The 17109-nt window shown below is 55.8% G+C and carries 17 protein-coding genes and 2 tRNA genes; 17 read left to right on the top strand and 2 right to left on the bottom strand.

The features are described from left to right. A partial coding sequence (locus tag VMN77_08745; protein ID HTN43866.1) for a carbon starvation CstA family protein occupies nucleotides 1-1807 on the bottom strand: 1807 nt, incomplete at its 3' end. 167 nt (nucleotides 1808-1974) lie between these two features. Here VMN77_08745 and VMN77_08740 point away from each other — a divergent pair. Continuing rightward, on the top strand, nucleotides 1975-2718 hold the full coding sequence (locus VMN77_08740; protein ID HTN43865.1) for a TIGR04282 family arsenosugar biosynthesis glycosyltransferase: 744 nt from the start codon (nucleotides 1975-1977) through the stop codon (nucleotides 2716-2718). A 53-nt stretch (nucleotides 2719-2771) separates the two neighbouring features. Beyond that, nucleotides 2772-2847, top strand: a tRNA-Cys gene (locus VMN77_08735). A gap of 112 nt (nucleotides 2848-2959) precedes the next feature. Here the strand turns inward: VMN77_08735 and VMN77_08730 are convergent. Next, complete coding sequence (locus VMN77_08730; protein HTN43864.1) at nucleotides 2960-3364, bottom strand: hypothetical protein; 405 nt, start codon at nucleotides 3362-3364, stop codon at nucleotides 2960-2962. A 146-nt stretch (nucleotides 3365-3510) separates the two neighbouring features. Between VMN77_08730 and VMN77_08725 the strand changes: the two genes are divergently transcribed. The 15 genes from VMN77_08725 to VMN77_08655 form a co-directional block, all read left to right on the top strand. Beyond that, entirely contained in the window at nucleotides 3511-3894 is a 384-nt protein-coding gene (locus tag VMN77_08725; protein ID HTN43863.1) for a PilZ domain-containing protein, read from the top strand. A gap of 176 nt (nucleotides 3895-4070) precedes the next feature. Further along, nucleotides 4071-4259: a hypothetical protein gene (locus tag VMN77_08720; protein ID HTN43862.1), complete on the top strand. Its 189-nt coding sequence runs from the start codon at nucleotides 4071-4073 to the stop codon at nucleotides 4257-4259. A gap of 239 nt (nucleotides 4260-4498) precedes the next feature. Then, entirely contained in the window at nucleotides 4499-5920 is a 1422-nt protein-coding gene (locus VMN77_08715; protein ID HTN43861.1) for a M48 family metalloprotease, read from the top strand. Nucleotides 5921-6033: 113 nt separating this feature from the next. Then, nucleotides 6034-6118 (top strand) — tRNA-Leu (locus VMN77_08710). A gap of 206 nt (nucleotides 6119-6324) precedes the next feature. Next, nucleotides 6325-6906 (top strand): adenylyl-sulfate kinase, encoded by a 582-nt coding sequence (cysC, locus tag VMN77_08705; GenBank protein ID HTN43860.1) that lies wholly within the window; start codon nucleotides 6325-6327, stop codon nucleotides 6904-6906. 18 nt (nucleotides 6907-6924) lie between these two features. Then, nucleotides 6925-7803 (top strand): PHP domain-containing protein, encoded by an 879-nt coding sequence (locus VMN77_08700; GenBank protein HTN43859.1) that lies wholly within the window; start codon nucleotides 6925-6927, stop codon nucleotides 7801-7803. Nucleotides 7804-7929: 126 nt separating this feature from the next. Next, a complete protein-coding gene (queG, locus tag VMN77_08695) occupies nucleotides 7930-8871 on the top strand; it encodes a tRNA epoxyqueuosine(34) reductase QueG (GenBank protein HTN43858.1) in 942 nt (313 codons plus the stop codon). A gap of 13 nt (nucleotides 8872-8884) precedes the next feature. Then, nucleotides 8885-10612 (top strand): DNA polymerase/3'-5' exonuclease PolX, encoded by a 1728-nt coding sequence (gene polX, locus VMN77_08690; GenBank protein HTN43857.1) that lies wholly within the window; start codon nucleotides 8885-8887, stop codon nucleotides 10610-10612. Between the two features lie 389 nt (nucleotides 10613-11001). Beyond that, nucleotides 11002-12030 (top strand): PDDEXK nuclease domain-containing protein, encoded by a 1029-nt coding sequence (locus VMN77_08685; GenBank protein HTN43856.1) that lies wholly within the window; start codon nucleotides 11002-11004, stop codon nucleotides 12028-12030. 280 nt (nucleotides 12031-12310) lie between these two features. After that, nucleotides 12311-13336, top strand: coding sequence for a hypothetical protein (locus VMN77_08680; protein ID HTN43855.1), 1026 nt, complete (start codon nucleotides 12311-12313; stop codon nucleotides 13334-13336). A 188-nt stretch (nucleotides 13337-13524) separates the two neighbouring features. Beyond that, the gene (locus tag VMN77_08675) at nucleotides 13525-14277 is read left to right on the top strand and encodes a TIGR04255 family protein (GenBank protein ID HTN43854.1); all 753 of its coding nucleotides are present in this window, start codon (nucleotides 13525-13527) and stop codon (nucleotides 14275-14277) included. Continuing rightward, the gene (locus VMN77_08670; protein HTN43853.1) at nucleotides 14270-14896 is read left to right on the top strand and encodes a hypothetical protein; all 627 of its coding nucleotides are present in this window, start codon (nucleotides 14270-14272) and stop codon (nucleotides 14894-14896) included. Before VMN77_08675 ends, VMN77_08670 begins: the two co-directional genes overlap by 8 nt. Continuing rightward, nucleotides 14844-15344: a hypothetical protein gene (locus tag VMN77_08665; protein ID HTN43852.1), complete on the top strand. Its 501-nt coding sequence runs from the start codon at nucleotides 14844-14846 to the stop codon at nucleotides 15342-15344. The genes VMN77_08670 and VMN77_08665 overlap by 53 nt, the downstream gene beginning before the upstream one ends. 676 nt (nucleotides 15345-16020) lie before the next feature. Continuing rightward, entirely contained in the window at nucleotides 16021-16479 is a 459-nt protein-coding gene (locus VMN77_08660; protein HTN43851.1) for a DUF2269 family protein, read from the top strand. Between the two features lie 38 nt (nucleotides 16480-16517). Continuing rightward, nucleotides 16518-17109: hypothetical protein (locus VMN77_08655; protein HTN43850.1), on the top strand; the 592-nt coding region annotated here is incomplete at its 3' end.

The raw sequence follows: 17109 nt of genomic DNA, 5'->3' as shown, positions 1-17109 counted from the left end.
CGAGACGGAAACTGAAGGCCTGGAAAGCGTCGGCGGCCTGTCCGGCCTGGGCCAGGTAGAGGAAGAACAAGCGATAGCTTGCGGTCAAGGTGACGATTCCGACGAAGGCCATCGGAAGGGCCGTCACCCAGATGTATTTCGCTTTCCCCATTTTGATCAGCACCGTCGTCCCGACGCAGAGCGCGAGCGTTCCCAGCAACTGGTTCGCGGCCCCGAACATCGGCCAGATCGTGCCGATGGATCCGGTCGCGATCAGGTAACCCCAGGCCAAGACGACGACCGCGCTGGTGAGAACGACCCCCGGCCACCAGTTCAGGTTTTTAAGCGGCGCGTAGGCCTGCCCGCCCATCTCCTGGATCAAATACCGCGCCACCCGCGTTCCGGCATCGATCGTGGTCAGAATGAACAGCGCCTCGAATAACAGCGCGAACTGGTACCAATAAGCCATGAGCGCCTTCATTCCCGGAAGCGACGAGAAAATCGAAGCCATTCCCACCGCAAGCGAGACCGCGCCGCCGGGCCGCCCCGCCACGTCCACCTCGACCAGTTGGGAGAGTTCCTGGAGATGCGCGACGGGGAAGCCCAGTGCGGCCAGCGCGTCGGCCGAGAGATGGGTATTGATCGCGAAGTAGTCCCCGGGGATCAGGATCGTGGCCGCGATCAGCGCCATCACGCCGACGAAGCTTTCCATCAGCATCGCGCCGTACCCGATCATCGCATGCGATTCGCAAGAGAGCATCTTGGGCGTGGTTCCGGAGGAAACCAGCGAATGAAACCCGGAGATCGCACCGCAGGCGATCGTGATGAAGACGAACGGAAAAAGCGTTCCGGGGATGACCGGGCCGTTGCCGTGGATGAAGGCCGTGGCGGCCGGCATCTGAATGGTCGGGGCCATCAGGATCACGCCGATGCCGAGCAGTCCGACAACGCCGACCTTCATGAAGGTGGAAAGGTAATCCCGGGGCACCAGGAGCATCCAGACGGGAAGGACCGAAGCGAGAAAGCCATAGCCGGCCAGAAGCCAGACCAGGCTTTCTTTTTCAAAACTCAAGTACGGCGCAAGGCCGGAATGGGCGACCAAGCGTCCGGCGAACAAGGCGACGAGCAGGAACGAAATTCCGATCACGGACACCTCGCCCACCCGGCCGGGCCGGAAGCGCTGGAGATGGTAGCCCATGAGGAAGGCGATTGGAATGGTCAGGGCCAGCGTGAAGGTGCCCCAGGGATTATGAGAGAGCGCGTTGACGACGGCCAACCCCAATCCGGCGAGCGCGACGACGACGATGAACAGCACGGCGATCGTGGTGGCGATGCCGGTCAACGGCCCGATTTCGTCCCGGGCGATCTGCGGGAGCGAGCGGCCGTTGCGCCGCATCGAGGCGACCAGGATGACAAAGTCCTGGACCGCCCCGGCCAGGACCGCGCCGATCACGATCCAGAGAAAACCGGGCAGGTATCCGAATTGGGCCGCCAGGACCGGACCGAGGAGGGGACCGGCCCCGGCAATCGCCGCGAAGTGGTGGCCGAACAGGACGAGGCGGTTGGTGGGTTGAAAGTTTTTGTCGTCGCGGAGCCGGTGGGCCGGCGTGATCCTCCGGTCGTCCAGGTCCGCGACCCGGGTTTTGAGGAAGCGGCCGTAAAACCGGATCGCGAGGACATAACAGCAGGCCGCGGCCACGACCAGCCAGAGCCCGTTCACCTCTTCGGCCGGGTTCAAAATCCCGGCGACGATGCCGAGCGACACGGCGCACAAAACGGCCAGGGCCATCCAGCCCATATTTTTAATCCATTCTATCTTCGGATCCATGGTGGGGGCCTGCGTTGCTCGTTGAGTAATTACCCCATCGTTATGTTTTTAACATTATAGTGGCCGTCCGTCGAAGCGTCAAGCCTGTCGCCGCAGGGTTTTTTAAAGGAATATATTCGGTTACGCGTTTCGGGGAAGCCCTCGCGGCCCCGGCGGCTGAGGACGGATTGACAACCCCGACGGCGCGATGCTACGGTGTCGTCGTGTCCGTCGCAAAAAAAGCCCTCATTCTCTTCGCGAAGGTTCCCGAACCGGGACAGGTGAAGACACGACTTCTCCCGGATCTGTCACCGGAGCAGGCCGGCCGGGTCTACCGGGCCTTCATCCTGGACACGCTGAACGCCACGGCGGGATTGAAAGGGGTGAAACGCATTCTCGCCTGCGATCCGACGCGACTAGATCCTTTTTTTAAAGAGCTCGCGGACCGCTTCGATCTGGTTCTGATCGATCAAACCGGGGAAGACCTGGGAGCGCGCATGCGGAACGCCCTCGCGGAGGCCTGTCGTCTGGGCTTCGATCCGGCCGTCCTCGTCGGGATGGACCTTCCGACGCTTCCGACCGGGTATATACAGGAAGCGTTCCGGCAATTCAGGAAGCGCCCCGATGGACCTTCGGTGGTTCTGGGTCCCAGCGCCGACGGAGGGTATTATCTGATCGGCTGCTCCGGACCCGTCCCGCCGATTTTCGACGGAATCGCCTGGGGAACGGAACGGGTTCTGGAGCAAACCCTCGCGCGGATCGCGGACAGGCGTCTGATCGCCGCGCTCCTCCCCTTCTGGTACGATGTGGATACGCTTCAGGATATCCGCTTCCTCGCGCAGCATTTGAAATACCTTGAGCGGAAAGCCGGCCGACCCGTGGCGCGCGAGACCGCGCGCGTGCTGAAGACCCTCAAACTGGATGGGTTGTAGGGCCGGATTGGCCTTGCAGCCCTCGGCGGGACTATGGTATAAGGAAAGCAATCGGCGGCGTACCCAAGTGGCTAAGGGAGCAGTCTGCAAAACTGCGATTCGGCGGTTCAATCCCGCCCGCCGCCTCCAAATTTTGCTCCGCAAAATTTAGAGCATTCGAGCCATGGTGCCATGGATCATTAAAAGAGTCGATCATCGCGGCTGGAATGCAGTCTATTGATCCAATGCTCAAAGGCTCTTTCTACCACCCCTTCAACACCATCCGCAGCTTTTCGACCTCCTGTTCATCGCACCAGACGAAGGCCGAATAGCGGCCCTCGATTCCCATGGCGTCGACCGCGTGGAGATTGATTCCTTCCTGCGCGATCCGGTCGAGGGTGTCGGCCAGCGCCCCGGCCCGATCCTCCCCCGTCAGATGGAAGCAGCTTCCTTCCCGAAACGTCCAGCCGGCCTCCCGCGCCACTTTTTTGAAGACGGCCGTATCCCACGGAATGGCCACGATCTCCGCGTTTCCCCGTCCGGTTCCAAAGCTCCAGACGGCCGCCAGATTGAGGTCGTGTTCCGACATCTGTTTTGAAAACCGGGCCAGCTGCCCCGGTCGGTCCTCGGTTGGAATCACAAAAAAGGTTTTTCGCGCGATATCCATGGCGGCCTCCGGCGGTGCTTGAGCCAGGTGGATTGTTTGATATGGAGTGCAACATCCGTAAAAAAAGGTCCGCCATAAGATACCGGACTTGCGCCGAAAAGGCAAGATGCGGACGGACTTGACAGGGTCCGAGAGGCTCAGTCATAATGAAAGGTGTCCTTGCGTCCCTCATTCCAGGCGAGATGACCGATAAACGCCAGCATAAGCGGGTGACGATCAAGTCGATCGGAGACATCGTCTGTCTTGATGATCAACGCCGTTTCACGGCTTTTGTGGGGGGGATCAGCCGCGGGGGGTTGGAGATCTACACGCCCGAAAAATTGGGCCCCAACGGCCGGATCAGGATCGCGCTGTCGTTTCTGGACAAGGACGGCCGGCTGACGGTGGAGAATCTGTCGGGTCAGGTCCGTTGGGCCGCGCCGTTCAAGGACGCCTACATTGCCGGCATCCAGTTCGATGTGCTGGTCGATCGGGAAGCGACGCCGGCCTTGAACGAATACATCGAAAATGCCGAGCGTTATTTCGCTTAATTGTGGGGGCTCGCGTCGCCCCCTCCACCGGCCAAGCCGGATGGAGCCTTCCCCTCTCGCTCGCCGTGCTCGCTGGGTCGATCCCGCGGGTGAGGCAAACCGGAGGGCTCCGGCCTATAGACGGAGTTGAATTCAGCGGGCCGGGGCGGGATCGAGGAATCGGAGGAGAAGATATTGTGCATGCGGTGATGTCAACCCGCGGACCCTTTATGATCTGCGATGCCTGTTTTTCCCTTTTGAGGGACGAGGCGAAGGTGGATCAAAACGGCCGGGCCGTTTCGGATTCGGTCTCGGATGAGTTCTGCCTGAATTGCTTCGACCGGAATAAGATTCTGATCGACGACCTGGCCGGCAGCACGGAATAACGATGGATGAAGAAGAAGATATAGAGCTCCCGATTTTGCCCCCCTCCATACCCGGCCCCGATTGTCCGTTTTGCGGCGAGCCGACCGTGAACATCGATGGCGACTTCATCTGCCTGGATTGCAACGGGGCGAGTTACGGTCCCGAAACCGGATAGGTCGGATCGAGAAAGCCGTCCTTCAAACGCAGACAACATCCCCGCATTGGATGGAAAATCGTCCCACAAGTTGAGTGATGTGCCATGTCCCGGATGAATAAAACAAGCTGTATTTTATTGAGCCTTTCGATCGCGCTCGCAAGCTGCGCCACACCCCCAATGCCTCCGACGCCTTCCTCACCTCCGCCCGAAGCCGAACCGCAGGCGCCGCCGGACCAAGGCAAGGTGCTGGGCAGGCAATTCATGATGGAGGCCCGGAAGCAGTACAGCTTCGTCAAGGATCAAGAGGTGGTGGACGCCGTCAATCGGGTGGGCCGCCGCATTGTCACGGCCGCGGGCGGCGATCCGGACTCGTTTCATTTCTTCGTCGTGAAAGATAGCTCGCTCAACGCGTTCGCGATCCCGGGAGGTTATATCTTCGTTTTTGACGAGCTCCTAAGCAAACTGGATTCCGAAGATGAACTGGCCGGGGTTCTGGGCCATGAAACCGGCCACGTCATGCACAACCACTTTTTTAAAAATGACAAAACGCTCAATGCCATGACGCTGGCCACCATCGCGGCGATCCTCTTGTCGAGAGGCCAGGCGGCCACGACCAGTATTGCGATGGCCGCCAATGAAGCGGCTCAACTTCATTTCAGCCGCGAGAACGAGGAAGAGGCCGACGCGTCGGGCATGCAGTACCTCAAAGAGGCCGGATACGATCCGAACGGGATGCTGAAATTTTTTCAGACCCTGCTCGCCTACGAGAAAATTAACGGTTATGAAATCCCGGCCTACATGGAAACGCACCCGGATCTTGAGTCCCGTGTTCATCTGGCCGAACTTCGACTGAACCGTCCCGTGGATCATGTACTTCCCCCGCCCCCGAAGACCTTCGACTGGGGACGCGTGGAAACCATCATCCGGGCCAAAAGCGAGAACTGGCACGAGGTGGCTCAACTGTTTCCGGAGCGGAAGGCGGGGGCCGCTCCGGATGAAAGGTATCATTACCTGTCCGGCCTGGCCTACCTGATGACGGATCAGGTGTCCGAGGCGATCGCGGAATATCAAGCCGCCTTGGCCACCTCGCCGGACAACCCGGTTTATCATGCCGATCTGGCCGCGGCTTATTTAAAGACCCAGGACGTGGACAAGGCCAGGGCCGAGGCGCTCGAGAGTCTCCACCGGTCGAAACCGGGTGAAGAGATTCCTTCGGCCTATGTGGTCCTCGGGATGGTGGAGGAGCATGCCGGTCGGCTCGAGCTGGCCGGGCAGGAATATGAAGAAGCGCTTCGGCGGAATCCGGATCATGCCTTTGCCCACTACCACCTCGGACAGGTTTATTCTCAAACCGGCCGGCCCGCGGAAGCGGCGTATGAAACAGGACGCTATCTTCGGCTGAGTCTGGAACCCGAAGCGGCCCTCCAGGAGTTCAAGCGGGCCAAGGGCTTGGCATCCAAGGAAAGCGAGCTTGCCCGGGAGATTCAGGAACAAATCAAGCAAATCGTCCGGGACGGCATCTGAAGCGACCTCCAATCATCGTCTTGACAGTCCGCGGCCATGACGGTAGATTAACCCGACAATCAAGAAACCTTATCGTGGTTCCGGACGGCTCAAAAAGTCCATCCGCCTCATTAGCCGGAGTGGTGGAATGGTAGACACAAGGGACTTAAAATCCCTCGCGCCGAAACGCGCGTGCCGGTTCGAGTCCGGCCTCCGGCATGTTATTGTCTAATCGAATTGAACCGGTCGGCGGGCCGGCGCTCTTCTAAGGAATCCGTTGAAGATCCGTGACGGCTTCCTTGACAAGAGGTGCCGGGTTGGATAAAGTATATGAAAATAAATGGCCGATGTTTTGGAGCGCGCGCTGATGCCGCCGTCCGATTCTTGGCCCGCCGAACGGGTCGCGGTTTCCGTCCCCGGTAGCGATCCATTTCCACTCAGGAAAACGACAGATGACAAACAAGGGTGTAACCATTTGGCTGACCGGCCTGCCCTCGGCCGGAAAAACCACGCTGGCCCATTTGCTGGGAAAAAGGATACGGGAGAGAGGGATCACAAGCATTGAAATTCTGGACGGGGACGTGATTCGGATGAACCTCTGCAAGGATCTGGGATACAGTCCGGAGGACCGGATGACCAACATCCGGCGGATCGCCTTCGTCTCGCAGCTCCTGACCCGTCACGGCGTCATCGTGATCGTCGCCGCCATTTCTCCGTATCGCGAGAGCCGGGAACTGGCCCGCCGGGAGATCAAGAACTTCGTGGAGGTGTTCGTCAAATGCCCCATCGATGTCCTGATCGAACGGGATGTGAAGGGGCTGTATAAAAAGGCGCTGGCCGGAAATCTTCCGCACTTCACCGGCGTCTCGGACCCTTACGAGGAACCGCTCAATCCGGAGATCCTCATCGAAACCAATCGGGAAGCGCCCGAGGCCTCGGCCGCGAAGATCCTCGGCCTTCTCGAAAAAATGGGATACCTTTCCGATATTTCTTCGACCTCCCCATGAAATACGCAAAGCCCCGTCATGAATGACCGACGGATCGATCTTCACACCCACAGCACCGCTTCGGACGGCAGCTTTACGCCCGCGGAGCTGATCCGGTACGCGGCGACCAAGCGTCTCGTCGCGCTGGCCCTGACGGACCATGATGGCGTGGACGGATTGGACGAGGCGGCGGCCGAAGGGGAACGGCTGGGTATCGAGGTGATCCCGGGGGTCGAGTTGAGCGCGGACCATCCCGAGGGAACGATGCACGTCCTCGGCTTTTTCGTCGACCGGCGGCATGAAGGTTTTTGCGGCCGGCTGCGGCGTCTCCAGGAGGCCCGCAGGGAGCGAAACCCGAAGATCGTTCAGAAGCTTCAGGGGCTGGGTCTTCAGATCACCTACGAGGAAGTCGTGGCCGCTTCCGGTGGGGGCCAGGTCGGCCGCCCGCATTTTGCCAAGGTATTGGTCCAGAAAGGCTACGTCTCGTCGATGCAGGAAGCCTTCGAGCGCTATCTGAAAAAAGGGGCGCCGGGATTCGTTGAAAAGTTCCGGTTCAGCCCGCAGGACGTTATCGCGGCGATTCATGAAGCCGGGGGTGTCGCGGTCCTGGCCCACCCGTTTACCTTGTACAAGGAACCCTCGCCCATGTTGGAACCGTTGCTTGGCGGACTCGCGGAGTCGGGGCTCGACGGGATGGAAGTGATTTACAGCACCTATTCGGCGGGACAGAGCCGCTATTATCGCGAGTTGGCCGAAAAATTTCACCTCCTTCCGTCGGGCGGGTCGGATTTTCACGGTTCCCACAAACCGGGGATCGATCTGGGCGTCGGGATGGGCAGGCTGCAAATCCCATTTGAGCTGCTCGAGCCGCTCCGGAAAAAGGCCCAGGGCCACCGCGCTTCAAATCTTATCAATTGAATATTAATGATCCCCTTCCCCTGTCTCATTCTCCGGCTTCGGGCCGCAAATGCCTGTCCTGCTTTACCATTTAAATAATAATTTGATACAATCGGAAATCCCCTGTTTCGACGAGCGGAGCCTCGCATGCTGTCTTCCCTTACACAGAAGATCCTCGACCGGGCGCGGGCCTTGGGTTTCGATGCCGTCGGGATCGCCGCGGCCGATGATCTTGAACAGGATGATCAAGCCCTGTCCCGCTGGCTTGCCGAAGGCCGTCACGCCGGGATGGCCTACATGGCCCGCGAACCGCATCGCCGTTCGCGGCCGCCGACCGTTCTTCCCGGCGCGAAGAGCGTGATTGTGCTGGCCCTGAATTACGCGCAGGACAATCCGCCCGGTCCGGGTCGGAGTACGGTGGGCCGAGTCGCCCGCTACGCCCGGGGACGGGATTACCATGACGTGATCGAAGACCGGCTCTCGCAATTGGAGGTCTTTCTTCGCGAGACGGCCGGGCCGGGAACGGACTGTCGGAGTTACGTCGATCACGGACCCGTTTTGGAGAAGGCCTTCGCGCGGCAGGCCGGGATCGGTTTTGTCGGGAAGAACACGCTGCTCATCACGGATTCGTTCGGCTCGTGGGTTTTCCTGTCCGTGATCCTGACCACGCTGGAGTTGGAGCCGGGCACGGCCCGGACCTCCGAATGTGGAAGCTGCCGCGCCTGCCTTGACGCCTGTCCGACCGGCGCCCTCGTGGCCCCGTATCAGCTCGATGCGAACCGTTGCATCTCGTATCTGACGATCGAGAACAAGGGGGCCATTCCAGAGGCGCTGATCCCGAAATTAGGCGGCTGGGTCTTCGGCTGCGATATTTGCCAGGAGGTGTGTCCCTATAACGCGCGGTCGAAGCCGACCGGGGTCAAGGAGTTTCGGCCGGAGGAGGGCGTCGGGCCCTGGCTGGATCTGGAAAAGCTTGCGGCGATCAAGTCGGACGAGGAATTCCGCGCCGCGTTCCGCGACACGCCGCTTCTTCGGCCAAAGCGTGCGGGCCTTCAGAGAAACGCCGAGGCCTTGTTGAGTCAAAGGTGAGGGAACTATGGCTGTGACCAAACAGGAAGTCTCCGAAATTTTGGACGAGATCGGCACGCTGCTGGAGTTGAAGGGCGAGAATCCGTTCAAATCGCGCGCCTACGCCAACGCCTCCCGGACGATCGCCGCGCTCGAGATGGATCTGGGCGAGGCCGTTCGAAGCGGCGCGCTGAAAGAGGTGAAAGGGATCGGGGCGGCCTTGTTCGAGAAGATCGGCGAGCTGGTGACGACCGGTAAACTGGCTTATTACGAGGAGCTGAAGGCCGCGGTTCCGGCCGGGCTGCTTGAGATGCTCCGGATCCCGGGCCTGGGCCCGAAGCGGGCGAGGCTTATTCACGAACAGCTCGGGATCTCGACGATCGGGGAGTTGGAGTACGCCTGCAACGAAAACCGGCTCCTGAAACTGGAAGGCTTCGGGCCGCGGATGCAGGAGAAGATCCTGCAGGGTATCCAGTACGTGCGAAGGCAGAAGGGGCTGTTTCATTATCCCGTCGCGGCGGGCGAGGCCGAAAGACTCTATGACGCCCTGAAGGCCCACAAGGCGGTCAAGCGGATCGCGGTCGCCGGAAGTCTCCGTCGAAGAAAGGAGGTCGTGAAGGACATCGACCTGCTCGTGAGCTCGGAGCGTTCCGGACCGGTCATGGAGGCCTTTACCGCCCATCCGGAGGTGGATGAGGTGGTGGCCAAGGGCGAAACCAAGTCCTCCGTCCGTCTCAAGTCCGGGATCAACGCCGATCTTCGCGTGGTCTCGGACGCCGAATTCCCCTACGCGCTGCATCATTTCACCGGGAGCAAGGAACACAACATCGCGATGCGCGGGCGCGCGCAGCGCCTGGGCTTCAAGATGAACGAGTACGGATTGTTTCAGGGAGAAAAACCCGTTCCCTGCAGGAACGAGGAGGAGATCTTCTCGAAACTCGGCCTGGATTTCATCCCGCCGGAGCTGCGGGAGGACATGGGCGAGATCGCGGCGGCCGAGTCCAAAAATCTTCCGAAGCTGGTCGAGGAAAAAGATATCCGGGGAATCTTTCACAACCACACGGTCTACTCCGACGGCAACGCCACGCTGGAGGAGATGGTCGGGGCCGCGCGCGCGGCGGGCTACGAGTACATCGGCATCTCGGATCATTCCCGGTCGGCGCAATACGCCCACGGGCTCGAGGTCGAGCGCGTTTATGAACAGCAAAAGGCGATCGACGCGCTTCAGAAAAAGCACAAGGACATCACGATCTTCAAGGGCACCGAGTGCGACATCCTTCCGGACGGGACGCTCGATTATCCGGACGACGTCCTGGCGAGTTTCGATTTCGTGGTCGTCTCGATCCACAGCAAGTTCAAGATGACCGAGGCCGAGATGACCAAGCGCATCGTCAGGGCGATTAAAAATCCCTACGTCACGATCCTCGGGCATCCCACCGGACGGCTCCTGTTGACGCGCGAAGCCTATCCGGTGGACATGCGGGCGATCATCAAGGCCGCGAGCGATCACGGGGTGGCGATCGAGCTCAACGCGAACCCGATGCGGCTGGATCTGGACTGGCGGCTCGGTCCGACGGCCGTGGAGCTGGGCGTGCCGGTCAGCATCAATCCGGACGCGCACAGCGTCGAGGGGATCCGGGACGTCCGCTACGGCGTCGGGATCGCGCGAAAAGGCTGGCTCACGCGGGAGGCGGTTTTCAACACCAAGTCGGCGACCGAGATGAAAAAAGTATTGGCCCAGCGTCGCCCCGCGACGACTTGATCTATAAACCAACACAAGTCGCGCGCAATCCCTCGATCATTAAGAACTTTTCCATCTTCCTGAATAATATTCTCCGCCGCGACGAATATATTCGATTTGCATCATTATATATATACGCTATCCGGGCTGACACACAGGTCAGCCCCTACGTGTCATTTACGCCCTTTCCCCTCACCCCTTCCGCCTAACCCCTAACGCCCTTCCTCCTCACTCATCACCCCTCACGCCTTATTGACCCGCCTCCCCTAAAAGGGATATAATCCCGCAATATAATTCCTCCGGCGCGGGCCGTCCTGCCGTCTTTAAATTTCACGCGACCCCATCCGCCGGACGGAGCGGAGAAACCCATGACCTTCCCCGAAACGTTCAATGAGCTGTAAGGACGGATGATGACGCGCGACCTCATTCCCCGCGACTACGGCCATTTTCTCCTCGAGCTCAAGGACCGCATCCGTCAGGCACAGCTTCGCGCCGCGCTTTCGGTCAACCGGGAACTGGTTTTGCTCTACTGGAGGATCGGCCGGGATATTTTGGAGCGCCAGAAACTTCACGGTTGGGGCGCGAAGATCATCGACAGGCTGGCAAGCGATCTTCGAACTGAATTTACCGAGATGAAAGGATTCTCCCCTCGCAATCTCAAGTACATGCGGGCTTTCGCGGAAGCCTACCCGGATGAGGCGTTTGTGCAGCAGGTTGCTGCACAAATGCCGTGGTTTCACAATTGCGTCTTGATAGACAAGGTGAAGGACTCCGCCGAGCGTGAATGGTATGCCCATCAGACTTTGCGACACGGGTGGAGCCGCAATGTGCTGGTCCACCAGATCGAGAGCGGCCTTCATGAACGCCAGGGACAGGCGGTGACCAATTTCAACCAAACGCTTCCTCCGTTGCAGTCTGACTTGGCGAAACAGGTATTGAAGGACCCCTATAACTTCGATTTTCTGACCTTGGGCGACTCGGCTCGTGAGCGCGAACTCGAGCGCGCACTGTTGGCTCATCTCCGCGATTTTCTGCTGGAGTTGGGAGTCGGATTCAGTCTCGTCGGCAGTCAGAGGCTGATCGAGGTCGGCGCGGAAGATTTCTACATTGATCTTCTGTTTTATCACCTCCATCTCCGGTGTTATGTTGTGATCGACCTCAAGATGGAGGGGTTCAAACCCGAACACGCCGGCAAGATGAATTTTTATCTGTCCGCGGTGGACGACCTGCTGCGCCATCCCGACGACAAGCCCTCCATCGGGTTGATCCTGTGCAAAACCAAGAACAAGCTGATCGCCGAATACGCACTGCGCGACACCCGCAAACCGATCGGCGTTTCGGCCTACAAGCTGACCCATTCGCTGCCCAAGCAGATCAAGAGCCAATTGCCGACGATTGAAGCGTTGGAAAAAGAATTGGGCGGGAAGGAGCGGAAGTAAACTGCTTGCCATCCTCCCATCACTCCTCACCCCTTACTCCTCACGACTTGTTGACTCCCCTTACCCGAACCGATATAATCCGCCCTAACATTCCTCCGGCGCGGGCCGTTCCTGCCGTCTTTAATTTTTTCACACGACCTCATCCGCTGGAGAGAGAACAGGAAAGACGTGATCTATCCTGCATTCTACATCTCCCTTAAAGCGTTAAAAAAAATCGTCTCGGTTTTTCCTTGTTCTTTAATTGGAATTCTTCTTAATATCATGCTACACTGACTAACCCATGGATAGAAAACAACTTATACAACAAATCGAAGGATTGCGGAAATCGCGCGTGATTGCGTACCTCACGAGCGATCGGCAGGGGCCGTTTAACGCGCGGATTGCGATGGATGTGATACCGCTTGTAAGCAATCAGCTTCGGGCAATCGGGAAAACGGGAAACATCGATCTTTTTCTTTACAGTACCGGTGGTGATACAATGGTACCGTGGCGTTTGGTATCGATGGTTCGTGAATGTTGCGATAAGTTTTCCGTACTCGTCCCATATAAGGCACACAGCTCGGCAACGATGATCGCGCTAGGTGCCGACGAGATCGTAATGAGCGATCTTTCGGAGCTATCTCCTATTGATCCTTCAACAGCGAACGTGTTTAATCCGGTTGACCCTGCGAGTCCGCAAAACAGGATTCCGATTTCGGTAGAAGATGTGATGGCATATTTCGATTTAGCCAAAAACAAGTTCGGCATCAAAAACGACGAAGAGCTGTCGCGTGTATTTATAAAATTTGTGGAGTCAAATCCGCAAATCCACCCCTTGGCCCTCGGCAACGTGAACCGCATACACAATCTCATCCGAATTGTCGCGAAGCGGCTCATTAAGAGCCACAAAGTGCACCTCAAGGATGATGAAATCGAGAAGCTTGTTGATTATTTCACAGAAAAATTGTACTCGCACCAGTATTTCATCGGCAGGAGGGAGGCGAAAGAGGATCTGGGTTTGAAAACAGTCGTGGATGCAAACGACGCGCTCTCGAAGTTGATGACTGATCTCTACGAGAAATATAATAAAGAATTGGATTTTGGAAAAATTTGGAATCCAGAAAATGAACTAGGAATAAATGCGGTGCAGAATAAGAAAGATTTCAAAATAGCCCTAATCGAAAGTTCTCAGCTTTCAAATTATTTCGAGATATCGGCTGAATTTCGGAAGCAGCAGATCAATGTGATGCAACAGACGCCACAGGGTCCAATTCAAATCCCCCAGGAACAAGTGGTGTGTAAAATTATTGGACAAGGATGGAAATAATGTGTTGGATCACATCATTTTAATGTAATGCCCATTGGCGGTAATCTTTGTGTTGGTTTTCTTGCTTTTTATTACTATCAGGCAAGGGTGGATAGGAGGAAGAGTGATGCTGTCAGATTAACATTGAAAGAGATTGGATACGCAGATTTTTGACTATGATTTACAACCATGTTACCGTTTAAATAATTATGCCTAATAAGCTGCCGACCAAACTGAAGAAAGAGCCTTTGTTAGATGCGGTTTTTGAGATTCGTTTTTCTACACAGGTTCCAGCATCAAGCGTTCTCCCAGGGATTTTATTTAACAAGCTCGATGGGAAAAAAATCCTTGAGCAATTGCCACCCACACAGTTGCCCAAGCAGATGCGAGATGCTGACCCAAACTTACGGTTTGCGCCACTTATCCGAATTCAGTGGAAGGAGTATCTTCTTTTAATTGGTGACTGGAACGTTGCAGTTGGTTGCAAGATGCCTTACCCTGGCTGGACAAATTTTAAGAATGCCATAATTCAGGTTGCTAATATTCTAAAGGAAGTTGGGATCATTGAGGGCATTCAGCGGTACTCTTTGAAATATGTGGATCTAATTCCTTTTGCTGATCTACAGAAGCAGGTTTCATCTGTAAGACTTCGCCTAAATATAGGCGACCACATACTATCAAAGGAAGTGTTCCTGCTTAGGATCGAAATTCCTCAAGATGATTTTATAAACGTCGTCCAACTTGTATCGTCTGCACTTGTAACTGCACAGGATAAAACCACGAAACAGGGATTAGTTGTTGATATTGATACTATTCGCGACGTCGGCAACCAGCAGTTTAATGATTTAATTTCTGGGTTAGGAAATAATTTAGATATAATTCATAATAAGAATAAGGCGATATTTTTCGATTGGTGCCTCACTCCTGAAACATTAGATTTCTTGGAGCCCACCTATGAATGAAATGATTTTATCTCTACCATTTCTACCCATGAATGAATATGACGAGGGGCATGCTCTAAGTACTGTGTCTGTTGTCGTGAGACTTTTCGCTCTGCCGCTCCTTACCGTTCAAATTGATAATCAGCAGAGGGAGTTAAATAAGTCTCTATTCAAAAAAGATGTGTACCAATCTGCTGTTACTCCTTCAAGCCTTGACCAATCCAGAAGCATATTAACAGGCGAGTACCATCAAGGACATGATCCCATAGCCGCGAAGCTCAACCCTTTTATAGAAGAATTGAATTCTTGGGTGGATTCGATAAGCCTCCCTAATAAGTGGATAGTGGAAGGTATTCATCCACCTACGTTGGAATGCAGGAAATTAGCAAAAGTGGTTGTTCTGCAATTATTAAAAAATTATTCGATTTATCCTTCCCGAATAAGCGCGACCATTGAGGAGGGGATATTTATAAATTATATTAACCATGTGGATAGACTTGATTTATCGATTGAAGTCTATAACGATTTAGATATTGCAGCAATAGTCACACGTGATAAAGAAATAATAATGTCAGCGGATATTGCAAATGAAAATTTTACAGAGATTATTCAGATTTTTAAAGCAAGGCAGCTATCCTAAAACTTTATTGATCAAGGGCAGGACAAAATTATCGTCATCGGCTTTTCAAGACGACGATAAGTTATTTCGTGCTTTTCAAAAAGATGATTTAGATGAAAATGAAAATATTAGATTAGAGACAATAAAGTTTCCCGACATTTCTAGTAATTGGAGCAGATTTTCTGTCGCTAAGGATGTCAAATTCAGAAAAAATGGACTTAAAACGGACGGGTGTTACTCAATTACCGTGTTGGTGTCTCGATTCAAGAAAATTGCAACACCAGTTCATCATCCAATTTCTGATTGTGTCTATCCGAATTATGCACATGTAGAAATACGCGTTCTCTATGAAGGAGAAGACGTTCTTTTTGAACCCCCAAGAGGACGAAAAATAAAACCAAAAAGTAAAAAGCTCGAATACCGCCAGAATCTCAAAGACTCCTTACAAATCGAACTCCGTTCAGAATAGCTTTATTTATATAATTGGTACTTTAGATTTCGTAAGAGAGCAGGTTTGCCTTATTGACTTTTGCTCGGGTCTCGGGTCAGACCTGAGTAACGTTCTGGAAAGAAAAGATTTTTGGGAAAATAGAGGTCGTTTTTAGATCTTAGAAGCCTCTTTTTAATACCGAAAAGAGTGCTTTAAGAAAAAGTTCTTTGCTCCCCTCCCACCTCGCGCACGGGGGCAGGTAAAGAAAGTCGGATAAGTGATATGCCGAGAGTAGATTTCGAGAATCTTTCGGAAAAAGAGACTGCGCGGATCTATATCGCTGGAACCGTTGCGGAGGCAAAAGAAATTGAGACATTATTAAGCGGGCGCGGGATTGACTATTCCATCGAATTGGAAGAGTTCATCCGCCCCGTTTTCAATTTAATGGGATCGACGTATGTCGGAGCAACGTTTTACGTAAGATCGGGTCAGGCCGAGTTTTGCCGTACGCTTCTTAAAGAAAAGGGATTTGCCCCCGGAATCCTGGAAGATTCTTGAGCATGAACCGGTTCGGACCGGGAGAAATATCAGATCCTCTCCGGCCCTTCGACTAAAGCTCAGGATTTCACCTCGCGCGCGGGAGGCAACTAAAGTGATGATGCTTGTCAATCCCATCGAAAACAGGTTATCCTGATCCGTACCGGAGGAAATAGCCATGGCATTTCTGTTGCTCAAATGGCTGCATGTCTTCTCCGCCATCGTCGCGGTCGGCGCCAACGTCACCTACGGAATCTGGCTGGCCCGAGCCGGCCGCAACCCGGAGGCCCTGCCCTTCACGCTCCGCGGAATCAAGGTGATCGATGATCGTATCGCCAATCCGGCGTACGGGCTGCTGCTCGTCACCGGGCTCGCGATGGCGTATGTCGACGGCCTCCCGCTCACCACCCCCTGGCTGCTGACGGCACTGATCTTATACGTGCTCGTCGCGCTGACCGGCTTCTTAGGATACACCCCCACACTTCGGCGCCAGATCGAGGTTCTGGACCGCGAAGGGTTTCAGTCGCCCAACTACCAAGCCCTGGCCCGCCGCGGGGGGAGGCTCGGAATGGTCCTGGCCGTTCTGGTGACCGTCATTATCTTCTTAATGGTGGTCAAGCCGGGGTTGTGGGCATGAAGGCCATGAAAATCCCGGTGACATTTTAGCGGAACCGTTTGACGGAAGGGACTATGGATCGGAAACCCATCGGTCGCGCCGTCGTGCCCGTGGCCTTGGCGCTGATCATCGCCGGGGTGATCGTCCTCGGCGCCCGGCGTCTGGGCGTGGCCACGATGGTCATCATCGGCGGCTCGGCGGTCATCGCCTACTTCGTATGGCTGGCCACCGCCTGGCGGCGGCCGGTCGATCCCTCGAGAGTTCTTTCGCCCTATCTCGTGCTCATTGCGATGGAGCTGATCCACATGGGTGAGGAGCAGGTGTCGGACTTTCCGAGCAGCCTGCGGCAAATCTTCGATATCCCCCCCACGTTCGATCTCCTGACCCACGCGCTGGTCCTGATGGGCGGCGTCAACGCACTAGCCATCCTCGCGGCGGTCGGGCTGCGCTCGCGCCATCGGGTCGCCCAACAGTTTTCCGGTTACATGGTCTGGTTCTACGTGATCGGGCCGGGCGTGGTGAACGCCGTTGCGCATGTCACCTTCCCGTTCCTGGTCGGCAGGCTGTATTTCTCCGGCCTCGTGACGGTGATCCTGCCTACCGTGGCCGGTGTCGTCACCCTCGTCCGGCTCATCCAGGGTGACATCGCGG

The organism is Nitrospiria bacterium (assembly GCA_035498035.1).
Taxonomy (GTDB): Bacteria; Nitrospirota; Nitrospiria; order JACQBZ01; family JACQBZ01; genus JACQBZ01.
The sequence above is the reverse complement of the archived record's forward strand: the minus strand, read 5'-3'. Positions and strand labels throughout refer to the sequence as shown.

What these genes read in the sequence shown, in the direction of transcription:
- VMN77_08730 (HTN43864.1), bottom strand. Translation starts at nt 3,364, where the DNA reads ATGGATATCGCGCGAAAAACCTTTTTTGTGATTCCAACCGAGGACCGA.
- VMN77_08725 (HTN43863.1), top strand. Translation starts at nt 3,511, where the DNA reads ATGAAAGGTGTCCTTGCGTCCCTCATTCCAGGCGAGATGACCGATAAA.
- VMN77_08715 (HTN43861.1), top strand. Translation starts at nt 4,499, where the DNA reads ATGTCCCGGATGAATAAAACAAGCTGTATTTTATTGAGCCTTTCGATC.
- VMN77_08700 (HTN43859.1), top strand. Translation starts at nt 6,925, where the DNA reads ATGAATGACCGACGGATCGATCTTCACACCCACAGCACCGCTTCGGAC.
- queG (HTN43858.1), top strand. Translation starts at nt 7,930, where the DNA reads ATGCTGTCTTCCCTTACACAGAAGATCCTCGACCGGGCGCGGGCCTTG.
- VMN77_08685 (HTN43856.1), top strand. Translation starts at nt 11,002, where the DNA reads ATGACGCGCGACCTCATTCCCCGCGACTACGGCCATTTTCTCCTCGAG.
- VMN77_08680 (HTN43855.1), top strand. Translation starts at nt 12,311, where the DNA reads ATGGATAGAAAACAACTTATACAACAAATCGAAGGATTGCGGAAATCG.
- VMN77_08675 (HTN43854.1), top strand. Translation starts at nt 13,525, where the DNA reads ATGCCTAATAAGCTGCCGACCAAACTGAAGAAAGAGCCTTTGTTAGAT.
- VMN77_08670 (HTN43853.1), top strand. Translation starts at nt 14,270, where the DNA reads ATGAATGAAATGATTTTATCTCTACCATTTCTACCCATGAATGAATAT.
- VMN77_08665 (HTN43852.1), top strand. Translation starts at nt 14,844, where the DNA reads ATGAAAATTTTACAGAGATTATTCAGATTTTTAAAGCAAGGCAGCTAT.
- VMN77_08660 (HTN43851.1), top strand. Translation starts at nt 16,021, where the DNA reads ATGGCATTTCTGTTGCTCAAATGGCTGCATGTCTTCTCCGCCATCGTC.